Genomic DNA, 15,969 nt, shown 5'->3' with positions numbered 1-15,969 from the left:
GGCAAATAAAAAAAGATCGCCTCAGCAATGGGGCGATCTTTTCTTTTTTAACTGATATTACTGATAAAGATTATTGAAAAGCATTTTAAATGTTCCGTGAGACTGACCTCTAAACGTAATCTCAGGACCAAAAGCATAAAGCTTTCCTTTTCCTACAGGAGCTTCAAATGCTGTTACCCCATTTTTAAGGTATTGCTGACCCCAAGCCCAACCACTCTTCAAAGGAGGTTCAGTGCCAAACCATGCCAAAGGTTTTACTCCTTGTAAACCAGCCTCTGGAGCTAATTTAAACACCGGGCTATTGTTAAAGAGTACCATGGCAGTTTCTTTCATTCCAAAGTTGGTAGAGGCTGAATTGTCAACATGCATTTCTAGAATACTTCCAGGGATGTAATATTTATCTCCCGGCAAGGATCTTTCTTTTCCATCAATAATTTCCACCAAAGCATTAGATACCGGTAGATTCAAGTGGTAAGCCAAAGAAGTCGCAGCACCGACAGTCACAATCTCCCCTCCTTTTTCAAGAAAATCCTTCAATTGAGGAATGGATTTATCCATAGACATCCTTCCAATCATAGCGTGATATTCAGCTGGAATCTCCTCCTTCTTAGGTTGAGAACCTCCACCATAACCTCCACCACCTCCTGGTACTCCAGGACCGATAAAGAGGATGACGTCATACTTTGCATTCAAATTACCTGCATCAATTTCTTGTGGGAAGATCAACTGATAGTCAAAATGAAATTGCTCCATCAACCATCTTACCCAACCAGAAGGCATTGAACCTCCATAATAATCGTACAAAGCAATTCTGGAAGGCTTGATTTCTTTGGCGTCTTTTGGCTGGCTAGAGGCAATCACTTTGGTCCCATAGTTCTTTGCGGCTGATTCTAAGACTTTTTTACCTGAAGAAGGAACATAGAAAGATCCAACAGGAAGTCCATTGGAAGGAGATGAAGTTCTATAAACTTTAACTTTTGCCTTCAGCAAATCATTGACTACCATAAAAGAGTCATTCGCTCTTGCATCCAACAAATAACCCGACCCCGAAGGAAGAGAAGTAGATTCAGGAGCAAGTAATTGACCATAAGCTACCCGCACGAAAGGACCATCAAACCCTTCTAAGATGCGGTCAAATTCAATCCCCATCTGATAAGCAAGGGTCCAACCAGCAGCGTCATAAGGACGGACAGGAGGTCCTCCTGGATAAAGAAAATCATTCGGGTGATCCTGAGGCTCAAACATATCCAAAACATGGGGACGGAAGGACTGGGCAGTTTTTACGATATATGAACCTTTTGGATAGGACTTTCCATCAACTGTAAAGTCAGAAGAAGCTTTGTGAACCAAAACACCTGACTTGATCAAAGCATTAAGAAACTTGATTGCAGTGGAAAAGTCAGGTTGGTCTGCTGACAAAATATATCCTCTTGGATCTCTTTTGCTTGGATCCTTGTAAACCGAATCATAAAACTGAAGTGGTAATCCTGAGCGGAATCCAAAGCTTGCCATTTCAGGATCATCACCTTCTTTTTTACCTCTGGAAGCGTCAAACTCATCCTGGATTGCTTGCGCATATTTTGGATAACGCGTCCAAGTATTGGCATTTCCTCTATCAATGGAATTTTTCCCCATCAAATAGAAATTGTACAGCAATTCATCCCCATGTCTTACGGCATGATTCAAAATGGCATAATTCAAAGAAACCGAATACTCGATTGACCTTCTAAAAGGCCAAGGGCCAGGAGTCACCGGGTAAGGAGTGCCATTGGTTGGGATCAAACGATCTGGAACCAAAGGAATCGAAAATGGAGAAGGGTCCCCTACGATTTCGGTCAAAATCCCGATCATGTTGTGGTAATATGGAGTAGTCCTCAAACCTCCATTCCACCAAGTGGAAAATACCGATCCATCCAATCTCGTGTAGCCAGGCTTGTCCTCGACATGCAGTCGATTAATCATTGCTGCACCGACCGCATCAAGGCTGGTGATAATCAAAGGGTCAAAAACATGATTAAAAGGATCTCTATAGGGAGGTCCAGCAACTACAGTACCTGATGGACCGCTTTGGTGATGGTTATAAATGATCTGAGGAAGCCATTCCACATATTGCTGAACAGAGATATTGGCAGATTCCTTCATGTTGTTCATGTAGAAATCCCGGTTATTATCATGCCCAACATACTTTTGGTAAAGCACGGGAATGTTTTTATTTCTTTTGTTTTTATCCTCACTCATCATGTACCAATTGGACATGATTTCCATGCCGTCAGGATTGACATGAACCAAAAGAATAATTACCTCATCGAGGATCTTTAAAGTCTCCTCATCATTTCTGGAAGCTAATTGATAAAGGGTTTCAATCAATTGTTGAGCACCTACCACCTCACTGGCATGAAGACCCCCATCGATCCAAACTATAGGCTTTCCATCTTTGGATAAGGCTTTAGCTTCTTCTTGGGTAATTTCTGCCCGACCAAGTTTTTGAGAAATCTCTTTGTACTTCTCTAGTTGTGGGAAATTTTTCGGAGAAGTAATGATCAGCATAGGCTGTTCTTTTCCGAATTCTGTCTGTCCGATACTGGTGTATTGGACTCGATCAGAAGCTTCGGCTACTTTCTTAAAATAGGCTTCAGTTTGAGTGAAATTGGCGAGCATGTAAGGATCACCAATATCAAATCCGAAATGGGACTTTGGCGTGGGAATAGTTTGGGCAAATGCTGTGAGCAGGCTGAAAAAAGCCAGAAACCCAAATAGTATTTTTTTCTTCATGAAGGAAGGTGGATTGGTTAGACTTTTTAAAATACGAATCTATTTCTCTAAAATATCTGAAACAGCGCTGATTCCTTTTCAAAAAGTGATGGAGGCGATGAAAATTACAGGATCGGAGATTCAAAGCATTCAATTTGGGATTCTTCTCTTTGAAAGAAATTTCTTGAAGAAAATCCAGGATGAGCTTGCCAGAATTAGCCCATCCTTCAAAAATCATTACTTTTGTTTTTCTATTCAATCTGTATCAATCCCTCCAAAATCCAGATTCCCAACATGTCAGAAGTTAAAATATTTGCAGGCACCAGCAACGAAAAACTAGCAGAGAAAATAGCCAAGAGCTATGGAAAAAAGCTTGGAGAGCTTACGATGTCCAAATTTAGTGACGGAGAAATGTCCCCAAGTTTTGATGAGTCTATTCGAGGCTGTACTGTTTTCATCATCCAAAGCACCAACGCCCCTAGCGACAATATTCTTGAGCTTTGCCTCATGATTGACGCAGCTAAGCGAGCTAGTGCCTACAAAGTTTGCGCAGTAATCCCCTATTTTGGATACGCCAGACAAGACAGAAAAGACAGACCGCGAGTTTCCATTGCTGCTAAGCTGATTGCCAACATGTTAACTTCTGCAGGAGCCGATCGGATCATGACATGTGACTTGCATGCGGGACAAATTCAGGGTTTTTTCGATATTCCGTTGGATCATTTGAACGGATCTGCTATTTTTGCACCCTATTTGAGCACGCTTAAGCTTAAAGATATGATTTTCGCAGCTCCAGATGTTGGGGGTGTAGCAAGAGCCAGATCTTTCGCCAAGCATTTCGAAGTAGAAATGGTCGTCTGTGATAAGCACAGAAAAAGAGCCAACGAAGTCGCATCCATGCAAGTGATTGGAGACGTGGAGGGAAAAGATGTGATTTTAGTAGATGACTTGGTTGATACTGCAGGAACACTTTGCAAGGCAGCTCAGATCATCACCGAAAAAGGAGCTAATTCTGTAAGGGCTATCGTGACGCACGGAGTTCTTTCCGGAAAAGCTTATGAAAACATTGAGAATTCAGTTTTGGAAGAGTTGGTAATCACTGACACCATTGCCCTAAAGCAAACCTCTCCAAAAATCAGAGTTTTAACTGTCGCAGAATTGTTTGGAAAAGCGATTCATGCCGTGACAGGAAATACTTCAATCAGTTCTCTGTTCATATAAAAAGAACCAATTTTAAAAACAAATACACATGAAAACACTAGAGATTATAGGGTTTAAAAGAGCAAATCTCGACAGTGCCTCTTTGAATGAGATCAGAGATTCTGGCAATGTTCCCTGCGTGGTTTACGGTCCAGGTATCCCTGAACAAATTCATTTCTCATCTCCTGCTATCCTTTTCAGAGATTTGATTTACACTCCTGAAGTTCACTTGGTCGAGTTGAACATCGAAGGTACAATCATCACTGCTGTATTGAAGGAAGCACAATTCCACCCAGTAAGTGAAGTATTGCTTCATGCTGACTTCATGGCCTTTACTGATGACAAGCCAATCAAATTCGAAATTCCAGTGAAAATCGAAGGTAGCTCACCAGGTTTGGCAAAAGGTGGTAAACTGGAGTTTAAAACCAGAAGACTTAAAGTAAAAGGATTGGCTAAAAACCTTCCTGATTATGTACCTGTAAACATTTCCACTCTGGATTTGGGCAAGTCTTTCAAAGTTGGAGAATTGCAGCCTGAAGGTTATGAAATTTTGACTTCCCCTAATGTTTCTATCGTGACTATTGGTATTCCAAGAGCACTTAGAGGCAAGAAAGCGGAATAATCCGAATTGCATTCGCACTAAAATCCTGCCCATCAAAAGGCAGGATTTTTTATTTTCGAACATCCTGAATTTTCTATCATGAAATATCTGATCGTTGGACTGGGCAACATTGGTCCAGAATATGAGCTAACCCGGCATAATATCGGCTTTCTGACTGTGGACCGATTAGCAGACAAAGAAGGCGCTCAATGGAAAAGTGATCGATTGGCCTTTAAAACCGAAATCAAGTACAAAGGGAGAGCGATTCACCTGATCAAACCCACCACTTACATGAACTTAAGTGGAAAGGCAGTTAACTATTGGATGAAAGAACTCAATATCCCCAAGGAAAATATTTTGGTAATTGTGGACGAGGTTGCCATTCCCTTTGGAAAATTGCGGATGAGAGCAAAAGGAAGTGCGGCCGGTCACAATGGACTTAAAAATATTGAGGCACTTACTGGAGGACAGGATTATCCAAGATTGAGAATGGGAATTGGAGATAATTTCCCAAAAGGTAGACAGGTGGATTATGTCTTGGGAAGATTTACCCAGCAGGAATTTGACGAGCTACCTACCATAATGGACAAGGCCATTGACATGATCTATGGCTTTTGCACCATAGGAATAGCCCAAACTATGACGCAATTCAACGATTGATTTTGAAGGAGATTTGGAAATACCCGAATCTCCTTCTTTCTTTGTACCACTTCAGGAGACTGATTTATAAAGAAGAGGCGAGAGACTAGGCTCATTGACCCTCTGGCAACCATCCCCAGCCAAGGAGAAAGGTGCCAATTCCTACCCTCTGCGGGAACTATAAATTGGCGTAAAATATTTCTACCCCACTTTACTGGTTCAAATGCTGCAAAAGGGAAAACTCTTTAAAAGTCCCTGTAAAAAACTCTTTCCAAACCAGCGAACCATGAGTCACTTCGAAACCGATTCGATCCGAATCCAATCCAGAACCAACGAGCGGGAACACTCCTCTCCCATTTTCTTAACCTCCAGTTTTACTTTCGATTCTGCAGAAGAAGCTAGAGCCATGTTTGCAGACGAAATTCAGGGCAATATTTATTCCCGATACGCCAATCCTAATTCTTCAGACCTGATCGAAAAAGTCTGCGCTGCAGAGGGAACCCAAGACGGAATTGCCACTGCATCCGGAATGGCAGCAATGTTTGGAAGCCTCGCCTCCTTGTTACAGCAAGGAGATCATGTATTGGCCTCAAGATCACTTTTTGGGTCAACGCATCAGCTTTTGACCAGAGTATTTCCGAAATGGGGCATTTCCTCCACCTACGGAGATATCTTCGATTATGAAAATTGGGACAAATTAGTTCAGCCCAACACCAAAATGCTGTTTATTGAAACCCCATCCAATCCGGGTTTGGAAATAATCGATCTGGAATGGGCGGGAAAATTTGCCGAAGCTCATAACCTTATCCTAGTTGTGGACAATTGTTTTGCTTCGCCTTATTTGCAGCAGCCAGCGAAATGGGGGGCACATATCGTCACCCATAGTGCAACAAAATACATTGACGGTCAGGGAAGAGTCTTGGGTGGTTTGATTTTAGGGAAGAAAGAACTGATTAAAGAAGTTCAGTTTTTCACCCGCCATACAGGGCCATCGATTTCTCCTTTTAATGCCTGGATTTTATCTAAAAGCATGGAAACCTTGGCTGTAAGAATGGACAGACATTGTGAAAACGCGTTGAAAGTAGCTACTTATTTCGAGGGAAATCCAGAGTTGGAAGCGGTAAAATATCCATTTCTCAAGTCTCATCCTCAGCACCATTTGGCAGTTAAGCAAATGAAGGCCGGAGGAGGAATCATCACCCTTACTTTAAAAGGTGGTGCTGATCGTGCCAAGCGTTTCATTGACCAACTTCAAATGATTTCTGTAACGGCCAATCTGGGAGACAGCAGAAGTATTATCACTCACCCAGCCTCCACCACCCATAGCAAGCTATCATCTGAAGAGCGTGCTAAAGTTGGCATTGCAGATGGTTTGATCCGACTTTCTGTTGGACTTGAACATGTGGATGATATTATAAAAGATGTAGAGCAGGCAATTTCTAAATCCAAGTAAGAATTCAAATTTCCAAATTCTTATCCCGGCCCAAACCATAGTTTTGGTCGGGATTTATCTTTTATAGAAGACCGAAAACCAACTTTTCCACCGGAGGGCTTTCTTTTCCCTAAATTTTCCATAATTTTTTACTTTCCCTTTTCCGAAAAGATTTTTGGAATGCCCTTTTGTAATCCAATTGACCCAAAATGCTGACTTTCCTAATTATCCTGATAGCCTTGGCTATTATCCTGGTTGCGATTATCAAGTTTGATATTCACCCATTTTTAGCGCTTTTCGTGGGAGCAATTCTTTATGGCCTGATGATGCGAATGCCAGCAGATCTCATCGTCAAATCCATCTCAGAGGGATTTGGTGGGGTAATGGGAAGTGTCGGACTATTAATTCTTCTAGGAATCATTTTGGGTACTTTTTTGGAAAAAACCGGTGGTGCCATGGTGATCGCGGAAAAAGTCCTGAAATGGGTTGGGGAAAAATCGGTGAATTTATCGCTCATGGTCAGCAGTTGGGTGCTTTCCATTCCAGTTTTTGGAGACAGCACGATCATCATGATGAACCCGATAGCCAAATCTCTTTCAGCAAAAAGCAAAATCTCCTATGCGGCAACCATTATTGCAGTATCCTTAGGAGCTATGGCAAGCCATTCCCTCGTTCCACCTACCCCAGGACCAATTGCTGCTGCAGGTATTTTGGGAGCGGATTTGGGACGTGTGATATTTTATGGAGGTTTGGTATCCCTGATCACCTTGATCCCCTTAATCTTTTTTGTAAACCGCTGGGTGAGCAAAATTCCATTAACACCTCAATTGATCACTGAGGAAAAGACACTTTCTCCAAAAGAAAGACCCTCCTTCTTTTCTTCTTTACTTCCAGTTCTTGTCCCTCTCTTTTTAATCATTCTCGCCTCGATTGCCAATTATCCATCCAAACCAATGGGCGAGGGATCTGTCGTTAAGGCCATTCAATTTATTGGTACACCAGTTATCGCACTCTTAATTGGAGCTATACTTTCATTTACGCTTCCCAAAAAATTCGATCGTAAGTTGCTTTCCTCTTCGGGTTGGATTGGAGAATCTATTTTACTTGCTGCACCTGTGATATTGATAACAGGCGCTGGAGCTGTTTTTGGGAAAATGCTGCAAAATTCCGGAGTAGGTGATCTGGTCACTTCCACGATGAGTGATGCGAATTGGGGAATTTTTCTACCCTTCCTAATTGCTTTTGCTTTGAAAACAGCCCAAGGTTCAACTACCGTAGCCATGATTACCACGGCTTCCATAATTGCTCCGATTATGGGCCCTTTGGGCTTGGATTCTGAAACCATGAAGGTATTTACCACTGTTGCCATCGGTGCTGGAGCCTTGGCTATTTCCCACGCCAATGACAGTGGATTTTGGGTAGTAACTCAGCTTTCAGGGATGACCACCAAGCAGGGAAACCTATCCCATAGCCTCGGTACAATCATCGCTGGAGTTACTTCTATTGTATTGATTTATATCCTAAGTCTGATTGTGGCTTAGAAATTTGGAAGGGAAGGGGTTCTTGAGTCAAGAAAAAAGACTTATCTAGCAGTCCAGCCACCATCCACGGTAAGCATAGAACCCACCATATAGCTTCCTGCATCTGAGGCGAGAAAAATAGCAGCTCCCTGAATTTCCTTTAGTTCTCCCCATCTTCCCAAGGCCGTAGCTCCTACCACAAACTTTTTTCCTTCTTCGGTATCTGCTATTGGTAAATTCATTTCCGTCAAAAATGGGCCCGGGCAAATCGCATTAACATTAATATTCCAAGGAGCCAACTCCAAAGCCAAGGCCCTGGTCATTTGAACTACTGCACCTTTGCTAGATGCGTAGGGTGTCCGATTAGCCAATCCAACTAAGCCAAGCGTACTTGCAAGGTTGATAATCGCTCCTTTATTTTTCTCCTTCATGTAAGGGGTTACCGCCCGAGAAGCCAACCAAGTTCCGGTTACATTGACGTCCATTACCTTGGTGAAGTCCTCCTCACTGAGTTCGTCTATGGCCCCACGAATGTTAATTCCAGCTGAATTGATCAAAATATCGATGCCACCAAATTCCTGTTTGGCAGTTTTGGCCATGGTTTCCATCTGGCTTTTATCGCTGACATCGGCTGAAAAAGTCAGCGCTTTGACTCCATACCTTGAAGATATCTCTTTGGCTGATTCCTCACCCTCTGCTGCATTTCTGCTGACCAGCATAACATTTGCGCCAGCAGAAGCTAATCCTGCTGCCATTGCTAATCCAAGTCCTTTGGTACCTCCTGTGATAATCGCAGATTTTCCTTTTAGTGAAAAAATTGAAATTCCGGGTAATTGGTTGAAATCTAAAGCAGACATAGGTTGTAGGTTTTTATAAGTAGTTTAAAATTTTAAAATCAAGAACTAGAAAGCTTAGCTCGTCAAAAGAATCTTTTTCGAATACTGTAGGCATTTCTCCACATTTTCTTCTTCAAAGGCTAATTTTTCTTCAGGTGAAAGGTTTTTGACCTGAGGCAATTCTCCTGGATAAGTTTCATCCTGAACTAGGCGCAGAACTTTAGCCAATTCAGATGCAGGCATTTTATCAAAGGTGACCCAATAACTATCCTCCAGGCAAGGAACTTCCAAAGGGTCACGGGTAATCATTTCTAAACTGAAAGTCACTTGAGGCTGGTGTTTTTTGCAAAGTGCAATTGCCTCTTTGAGGTCAATAATCCCTTTTCCTAATTCAACCTCAGAAAGCAAAAAGCCTTTTTCATAAGGCTTTACACCCATATCTTTCACGTGTGTAGAGAAAGCATAAGGAGCCAAAGTTTGGATCACCTCCATGGGCTCTTCCAGAAGAGAAACATTATTTCCAAAATCCAAAGTCACCCCAACCCATTCACTTCCCAGGTTTTCAATCAATTCTGCCAGCTCGGCAGCCATCCAGTCCTTGTGGTTTTCAATGGCTAGTTTCAGGCGATGCTTTCTGACAATAGGCTCAGCCAATTGAATTGACTTGAGGGAGTTGGTTTTAAATGATTCCCATTCAGCTTCAGTTTTGAAATTCTCATACCTCCTTCCGCTCAAACAAACTGTTCGGATCACTTGAGCTCCAGCTTCTTTTGCCAATAGAATTTCCTTTTCAAAGCGGGCAACATCTTCGGGATTTTTAGGCATTCCAATACTTCCCTCCAAATACATTCCCAGCTTTTCCCTTTCATCCCTAACCTTCTTGGAAAAATCATCAGCCCAGGAACTCACCCCAGTTTGAATTCCTCCAGCCCCTATCGAATGGCAATGCCGCATAAAATCCAGCGCATCTTGAAAACCCGGATATTTCTGACTTTGAATCTTGGATCCATAGCGCATTCCATAGGAATGAACCACCACACCCATTGGTATTTCCTTTAGAAAGTCCGGCATGGAAGCAAAAGGCATGGAAAAAGCGAGAGCTGCCAGGCTTGATTTCTTCATAAAATCCCTTCTCCCGTGGAAATTTTCTGACTTATTGTCTTTTTGATTCATAGTCTGGCTGGTTTTGGATTAGGGTTTGGGGGCTGAGGAAAGTTTCTCCATATGCTTATTTAGCTCTTTCTCAGACCATGGATAAACCCTCCCTTGGTTCAATACTCGCGTTCCACCCACTGTCCTTCCAGTCACCGCAGGAGCCTGATTTCCCCATTCATTTCTAATATAAGTTAAAATCGCGGCAATACTTCGGTCATCCATGGTTGAATGAGAAGGCATTACCGGGAGAATTTCCGGAGCATCGTATTTCTTACCAAGAACTTCGATAGGACCTTCAATCCCATGAAGCAAAATCAAACTCAATCGGACTTCATCTCCAAGAACCCATTCAGAACCCGCCAAAGGTGGACCCATCCTTGTCACTCCCTTTCCGTTGTTTCCATGGCAGCCTGAGCAGGAAGAAAGGTATTTTTGTCGGCCATCGGTGAATAACTTCAATCCACTTTCGTCAAGATTATTGGTTCCTGCAAGTTGAGAATCAGGAGAGAAGCCTGGCCAAGAAAACAAACGCATAAGCATTTCCAATTTGAGGCCATCCAGAGGAATATCCTTTCTTTTGAAAAGCTCAGGTTCGGTAGAAACTTTAATTTGACCCACTTGATCAACATTTCCCGCCTGAATCGACATGCCTGTCAAAACAGCTTTTTCTTTCCAGCTTAGTTCTGGGTGATTAAGTCCTGCCAGCAAACCCGAAATTTCAATTGGATCGCCTTTAGTAACAACCGCTGCCGCCAACATTTCAAGGAAAATTTCCCGATCTGGATTCTCAGTCTGCCAAGCAGAATTTGTCATTAAGGTCCGTAAAAAATCGGCCTCCAAATCACCCAAACTGCTCATGGCCGCATCTCGAATCAGTGCTTGATTCCCATACTTTTCAAGGATTGAAGAGAGAATTGTGAATTTGGCCTTTGGAGAAAAGATGTAGCTGCTCAAGGCAATCTGCAAAGCAAATTCCTCCGAGGAGCTGCCAACTTGTTTTTTTACTTCAGTCTCTATTTGGGAAAGAAACACTGAATTTTCCAAAGCAACATTTTCCAATAGTCGCAGAGAAGCTGACTTCAGGAGATCAGGATTACCTTTTAAAACCTCCAATAAAAGATATGGATTTGTCTTTCCCATCCCTTCAAGAGTCCATAAGGCATGAAGTCTAGCAAGTTCGGAATCACCGTTTTTAATAAGACTTTCCAGTAAAAGAATAGAACTAGGATCCATCTGCTCTACCAAAAGTCTTTGGGCCATATCTCGATACCAGCCATCCTCATGAGCGAGAATTTCAACCAATTCTTGGGAGTTTTTCTCGGAAAGTTTGGGTGAAGCCTTTGGCCTAAATCCTTTTGGAACTACTCGCCAAATTCTCCCCATGTGTCCTGGTGTATCCAACTTTCTTTCCAAAGTCTTTTCCTTCAAATAAGGAGTCATGTATGCCCCATGCTGGACAATACCTTGGTACATATCCACGATATATAATCCTCCGTCAGGGCCAACTGTCCCATGAACAGGTCGAAACCGCTCATCTGTGGAAGCCAAAAACTCTTTTCCGGGATTAGGATCAAAAGCCTCGATCAAGATCCCTTTCTCCTTGACCACATTTCTTTTGACCAGATTTCCGGCATTTTCCATCACAAATACATTCCCAAAATATTCCTTCGGAAAAAGATGACTTCGGTAAATCGTAGGTGAACACGCTGAAGTAAACTCCAATAGGCGATTGGCAGAATCCAAAGTCCCTGGAATATAGCCGCGGTTGACCGCAAGGTTGGATCGTATTGGGTAAACTCTTCTATCAATCGTATAGCCGTGATCTATCCCTGTGGAAGGCTTGTGATTTTTATTTCTTGATAGGTAATTGGCGGGAACAAGGTCTCCGTGGAGCTGGGACCAATTGTAATTATATATCAACCGGCCTTTATCATCTTGGGTGATTCCCCATTGTCCTCTGAATTCAGTGGAATCACGAACCCATACTCCATCAAAATTGCGATACCGAAGTCTTGACTTGGCACTGTAAAACCAATTATCAAGATTTCTCACAAATCCATTATCCGCATGCTCTGGTAACCCATTCGCAGAATAGGTAGAATCAATCAGGGTTTTGACATCCGCTTTCCAGTCTCCATCCAAATCTTCTGTCCACCATAAAGATTGATTTTCTGCGATCAGAGCCCCATTTTTAAAAAGTCCCAAGGACCTTGGCATAATCAGAGAATCCAGGTAAACGATACGGTGGTCCATTTCCCCATCCCCATCAGTATCTTCCAAGATGGCTACAGAACCAACAGGAAGGTGTTCTTCTGAACCCTCCATATCATTCATATAACCCCGCATTTCAAGCACCCATAATCTACCGTCTTGATCAAACTGAATTTGGACTGGAGCCTCCACCATGGGCTCTGAGGCAACTAGCTGAACCTCGAATCCTTTTTCTATCTGAAAAGTCCTCAGCTCCTCTTCGGGTGTTCTTGGAGGACTATCTGGGGTTTCGGGAGTAGGACCGGATTCTTTACAGGAAAAAACAAAACTTACTGCCACAGCACCTATCCACAACAAACTTCGGTTCATAAGTAATTTTGGGTTTGAGACTCTTGGAAAGAAATTGAATTCCTTTCTACCTGAGATTCCAATTTCCTTACAAATAGGTGGAATACCAAGAGTTTATAAACCGAATTAACCAAAGAATGATAATTGGAGAATTAGCCTTTCAGAAAGCAAATACCCTTGATCAATAGACGGTTTCCATGATTTTATTTTGAGAAAAACTATTTACAAAAACTCCCAAACGCTCTTGTAAGCTCCTTTACTTTCGAAATAGGCTAAAAGCGCATCGAAAAAAGGATGCTGAGTAAGCGTTCCTGAATCCCCGATTAAAATCAATTTTCGTTTCGCTCGAGTAAGAGCGACGTTCATTCTTCTTTCATCAGACAAAAATCCTATCTCTCCTTTTTCATTGGATCGGGTGAGAGAAATCATCATCAAATCCCGTTCCTGCCCCTGAAATCCATCCACGGTATCAATGGTAATCAGATCTGCAAAAGCTCTCAAATTTGGAAACTCGAACGTCTCAAAAATCAAGTGCCTCAACATTCTCACTTGAGCAGAATAGGGCGCAATAAGACCTATAGTCCACTTATTTTCCTTAAATCTGGCAATTCCAATTCTCTTGATTGTATCATTCAAATACTTGCAGGCGAATCTGGCTTCTTCGGGATTAAAGGTACTGAGACTCTCTGCTTCCACCTGGTCAGAATAACCCGAACCTGCTGTGTCTATCCACTCCAAAACTGATTCCTCAGAGTTAAAAAAATGAGATTGGGTAGATTCGGCAGCTTCTAATTTTTCTCCATAAAACCACTGATTAGAAAAGCCCATAATCGATTCCGCCATTCGGTATTGCACTTCCAGCATTTGGGAAGACTCGGGTTGTCTTTGGATGATCTTCTCAAAAAGGGTTTTAGACAATCCCTGCTTCCCTGCTTCGTAAGACTTTATCGTGGGAGGCAATTGGCAATGATCCCCTGCCAAAACCACCTTTTTTGCTTTTAAAATCGGAATCCAGGTAGCAGCCTCTAGGCCTTGTGCAGCTTCATCGATAAAGACGACGTCAAACACCATTCCCTTAAGTTGAAAAGAAGATGACCCTACCAAGGTACTGGCAAAAACCTGAGTTTTTTGAAAAATATCCGTGCGGATATAATCCTCCAAGTGACTGGCTGCCTCTCTGATTCTTGAAACTTCCTGATACATTAATTTTCGCTGGGCCTTTTCTTCAGGCCCAAAATTCCTTTTGTATTGCTTGGCCAATCTTAGGTAGGATTCGGCTTCTTTTCTCAATTTTTTCAAATCTCGATAGCTCTTATGAAAAGCTATTTTGGCATCCAAGGTTTGATTCAGAATTTTTTCTTCAACTCTCGCTGGATGCCCAAGTCTTAATGCAGATATCCCTCTGTCAATTAATTTTTCCACCAAAAGATCCACAGCGGCATTACTCGGAGCGGTAACCAAAATACTCAACCCTAACTCTACAGCTCTTGAAATTGCAGCAATTAAGGTGGTTGTCTTTCCCGTGCCTGGAGGACCATGAACTATGGCAAAGTCTTTTGCGGACTCGATTTTTTGGCAAGCCTGATTTTGGGAAAAGTTTAAATCTGAAAAATCGAGACTGGTTATCTGTTGAAATTTTACCGGATTTTGACCATAAGCGATATCCCGTAGTTCTGAAAGCCTGAGATTTTCAGAGGAAATCACCTTTTTCAAGGCATTCTCCATTTCCCGATAACTGGCTTCATCAAACAATAAATCAACCCCAAGCTTTCCGCTTTCCATCCAATCTGGAACCTCATCCGCCTGAAGGGTGATGATTAGCGTGTCATTTTTGGCTTGGTTTACCACCCCGTTTACTCGATATTCTGAACCGGTATATCCATCTTGAGTCGAAAAAAAAGAAACTGATTTTCCCGAAGAAAAGGATGAAGGATACTGGATGTCAGTTCTTTCCACCTCCACAATCAGTCGCTCCCCCATTCCGATTTTTGATTTCTTAAGAACTACAGGATACCAAGTAATGCCTTCCTTTTTTTTATCAGAAATCGAGGTGTTCAAAAACTTTTTCTTGTACTGAGCAAGGTCTTCTTGCCATTCCATTTTTAGCAATTTCAGACCTTGCTTTAATTCTTCGAGGTAATTCGGCATCAATGGTTATTTTAGCCTACAAACTAAGTAAAAGTCCAAGGGTTTTCCTTTTCTAATCATTCCATGAATTTTCTAGCCCACGCTTTTTTATCCTTTGGTCAGGAAGAAGTCCTGGTTGGGAATTTTGCGGCTGATTTTATCAAAGGAAAGGAGATTAAAAACTATCAGGGAGAGGTCTTAATTGGAATTTTACTTCATAGGGAAATCGACACCTTCACAGACTCTCATCCTTTAGTTCGTGCTGGACAGAGCTATTTGAGACCCAGATTTCGTCATTACAGCAGTGTGATCACCGATATTTTCTTTGATTATTTTTTAGCAAAAAATTGGGAAAAACTTTCAGATAAACCTTTGAAAGAGTTTGTAGATCAGACTTATGAGACAATTGAAAAATACATCCCAATACTACCAGAACGGTTTGCTGAGATGTTTTTTTGGATGAAATCCCAAAACTGGTTACTCCACTACCGAGAGTTGGAAGGCATCCAAAAATCCCTGAATGGATTATCCAGGAGGACCACCTTCGAATCCAAAATGAATGAGGCTCCAGAAGTCCTTTTGGAAAAAGAAGCAGAATTTGAATTGATTTTCTTCGCTTTCTTTAGAGAATTGGAGACTTTTGCCCGAGAAAAACTCCACGAATTACACCTCAAACATGGTAGTCATTAAACCAAAAATATCCACCTATATTTCCCTAAGTCTAATCTTACTCGTCTTATTGGCAGGGCTGATTCTATTGCTTCGGGATTTTTCTTACAAAGGAACATTTCCTCTTTGGTTTTATCTGGTAGCCTGCTCCATTATCACACTGGTCTTGTTAATGCTTTTGGTGAAAATGATGGCAGGATGGAGATTTATCACCGCAGGAAAGGAACACATTATTGTTAAACTCCCTTTGAGAGGAATGACTAAAGTCTATCCTTTATCGGAGATCATGCTTTGGGAGGAAGAAACGATCCTGGCAAACAAGCGTGAATTCAAACAAGTCACTATTGCATTTCAGGATCAGCAGTCCATTTCAGTTTCTAATCACGAACATGAGGCCTACACCGAATTGGTCAATTACCTCAAAAAGAAAGCTCAAAAGCAAATGATCAAAACGAAAAAAGCCTGATTGCTCAGGCTTTT

General features: G+C 42.0%; 12 protein-coding genes and 1 riboswitch. Of the genes, 7 read left to right on the top strand and 5 right to left on the bottom strand.

Annotated elements, in window-relative coordinates; all coding sequences use genetic code 11:
- Positions 1-57 precede the first annotated feature (57 nt).
- The gene (locus DFQ04_RS17600; protein ID WP_133558331.1) at positions 58-2,772 is read right to left on the bottom strand and encodes a M14 family metallopeptidase; all 2,715 of its coding nucleotides are present in this window, start codon (positions 2,770-2,772) and stop codon (positions 58-60) included.
- 273 nt (positions 2,773-3,045) lie between these two features.
- Here DFQ04_RS17600 and DFQ04_RS17595 point away from each other — a divergent pair, with 273 nt between their 5' ends.
- The 5 genes from DFQ04_RS17595 to DFQ04_RS17575 all read left to right on the top strand — a co-directional run bounded on the left by DFQ04_RS17595 (position 3,046) and on the right by DFQ04_RS17575 (position 8,164).
- Positions 3,046-3,972, top strand: a complete 927-nt coding sequence (locus DFQ04_RS17595; RefSeq protein ID WP_133558329.1) for a ribose-phosphate pyrophosphokinase — start codon at positions 3,046-3,048, stop codon at positions 3,970-3,972.
- Between the two features lie 28 nt (positions 3,973-4,000).
- A complete protein-coding gene (locus DFQ04_RS17590) occupies positions 4,001-4,573 on the top strand; it encodes a 50S ribosomal protein L25/general stress protein Ctc (protein WP_133558327.1) in 573 nt (190 codons plus the stop codon).
- Positions 4,574-4,651: 78 nt separating this feature from the next.
- Entirely contained in the window at positions 4,652-5,212 is a 561-nt protein-coding gene (pth, locus tag DFQ04_RS17585) for an aminoacyl-tRNA hydrolase (protein ID WP_133558325.1), read from the top strand.
- A 61-nt stretch (positions 5,213-5,273) separates the two neighbouring features.
- Positions 5,274-5,378, top strand: a riboswitch (SAM riboswitch).
- Positions 5,379-5,477: 99 nt separating this feature from the next.
- Positions 5,478-6,644, top strand: coding sequence for a trans-sulfuration enzyme family protein (locus tag DFQ04_RS17580; RefSeq protein WP_133558323.1), 1,167 nt, complete (start codon positions 5,478-5,480; stop codon positions 6,642-6,644).
- A 188-nt stretch (positions 6,645-6,832) separates the two neighbouring features.
- Positions 6,833-8,164: a GntP family permease gene (locus DFQ04_RS17575; protein ID WP_133558321.1), complete on the top strand. Its 1,332-nt coding sequence runs from the start codon at positions 6,833-6,835 to the stop codon at positions 8,162-8,164.
- A gap of 41 nt (positions 8,165-8,205) precedes the next feature.
- On the opposite strand, the gene DFQ04_RS17570 is transcribed toward DFQ04_RS17575, so the two are convergent.
- The 4 genes from DFQ04_RS17570 to DFQ04_RS17555 all read right to left on the bottom strand — a co-directional run bounded on the left by DFQ04_RS17570 (position 8,206) and on the right by DFQ04_RS17555 (position 14,841).
- On the bottom strand, positions 8,206-9,000 hold the full coding sequence (locus DFQ04_RS17570) for an SDR family NAD(P)-dependent oxidoreductase (RefSeq protein WP_133558319.1): 795 nt from the start codon (positions 8,998-9,000) through the stop codon (positions 8,206-8,208).
- 54 nt (positions 9,001-9,054) lie between these two features.
- A complete protein-coding gene (locus DFQ04_RS17565) occupies positions 9,055-10,152 on the bottom strand; it encodes a sugar phosphate isomerase/epimerase family protein (RefSeq protein ID WP_133558317.1) in 1,098 nt (365 codons plus the stop codon).
- Positions 10,153-10,170: 18 nt separating this feature from the next.
- Positions 10,171-12,714 (bottom strand): DUF7133 domain-containing protein, encoded by a 2,544-nt coding sequence (locus tag DFQ04_RS17560; RefSeq protein ID WP_133558315.1) that lies wholly within the window; start codon positions 12,712-12,714, stop codon positions 10,171-10,173.
- Positions 12,715-12,915: 201 nt separating this feature from the next.
- Entirely contained in the window at positions 12,916-14,841 is a 1,926-nt protein-coding gene (locus DFQ04_RS17555) for an AAA domain-containing protein (protein ID WP_133558313.1), read from the bottom strand.
- A gap of 63 nt (positions 14,842-14,904) precedes the next feature.
- Between DFQ04_RS17555 and DFQ04_RS17550 the strand changes: the two genes are divergently transcribed.
- Both DFQ04_RS17550 and DFQ04_RS17545 read left to right on the top strand, forming a co-directional pair.
- Positions 14,905-15,510 (top strand): acyl carrier protein phosphodiesterase, encoded by a 606-nt coding sequence (locus DFQ04_RS17550; RefSeq protein ID WP_133558311.1) that lies wholly within the window; start codon positions 14,905-14,907, stop codon positions 15,508-15,510.
- A complete protein-coding gene (locus DFQ04_RS17545; protein WP_133558309.1) occupies positions 15,497-15,955 on the top strand; it encodes a hypothetical protein in 459 nt (152 codons plus the stop codon). The genes DFQ04_RS17550 and DFQ04_RS17545 overlap by 14 nt, the downstream gene beginning before the upstream one ends.
- Positions 15,956-15,969 lie beyond the last annotated feature (14 nt).

Origin of the sequence: Algoriphagus boseongensis (genome assembly GCF_004362805.1) — a bacterium.
In the GTDB taxonomy this organism is placed as follows: domain Bacteria; phylum Bacteroidota; class Bacteroidia; order Cytophagales; family Cyclobacteriaceae; genus Algoriphagus; species Algoriphagus boseongensis.
This window is presented reverse-complemented; position numbering and strand designations above follow the sequence as displayed.

Bases quoted from the DNA above. Each gene is read 5' to 3' on its own strand.
- DFQ04_RS17550 (WP_133558311.1), top strand. From the start codon at position 14,905: ATGAATTTTCTAGCCCACGCTTTTTTATCCTTTGGTCAGGAAGAAGTC.
- DFQ04_RS17570 (WP_133558319.1), bottom strand. From the start codon at position 9,000: ATGTCTGCTTTAGATTTCAACCAATTACCCGGAATTTCAATTTTTTCA.
- DFQ04_RS17575 (WP_133558321.1), top strand. From the start codon at position 6,833: ATGCTGACTTTCCTAATTATCCTGATAGCCTTGGCTATTATCCTGGTT.
- pth (WP_133558325.1), top strand. From the start codon at position 4,652: ATGAAATATCTGATCGTTGGACTGGGCAACATTGGTCCAGAATATGAG.
- DFQ04_RS17590 (WP_133558327.1), top strand. From the start codon at position 4,001: ATGAAAACACTAGAGATTATAGGGTTTAAAAGAGCAAATCTCGACAGT.
- DFQ04_RS17560 (WP_133558315.1), bottom strand. From the start codon at position 12,714: ATGAACCGAAGTTTGTTGTGGATAGGTGCTGTGGCAGTAAGTTTTGTT.
- DFQ04_RS17545 (WP_133558309.1), top strand. From the start codon at position 15,497: ATGGTAGTCATTAAACCAAAAATATCCACCTATATTTCCCTAAGTCTA.
- DFQ04_RS17600 (WP_133558331.1), bottom strand. From the start codon at position 2,772: ATGAAGAAAAAAATACTATTTGGGTTTCTGGCTTTTTTCAGCCTGCTC.
- DFQ04_RS17580 (WP_133558323.1), top strand. From the start codon at position 5,478: ATGAGTCACTTCGAAACCGATTCGATCCGAATCCAATCCAGAACCAAC.
- DFQ04_RS17555 (WP_133558313.1), bottom strand. From the start codon at position 14,841: ATGCCGAATTACCTCGAAGAATTAAAGCAAGGTCTGAAATTGCTAAAA.
- DFQ04_RS17595 (WP_133558329.1), top strand. From the start codon at position 3,046: ATGTCAGAAGTTAAAATATTTGCAGGCACCAGCAACGAAAAACTAGCA.
- DFQ04_RS17565 (WP_133558317.1), bottom strand. From the start codon at position 10,152: ATGAATCAAAAAGACAATAAGTCAGAAAATTTCCACGGGAGAAGGGAT.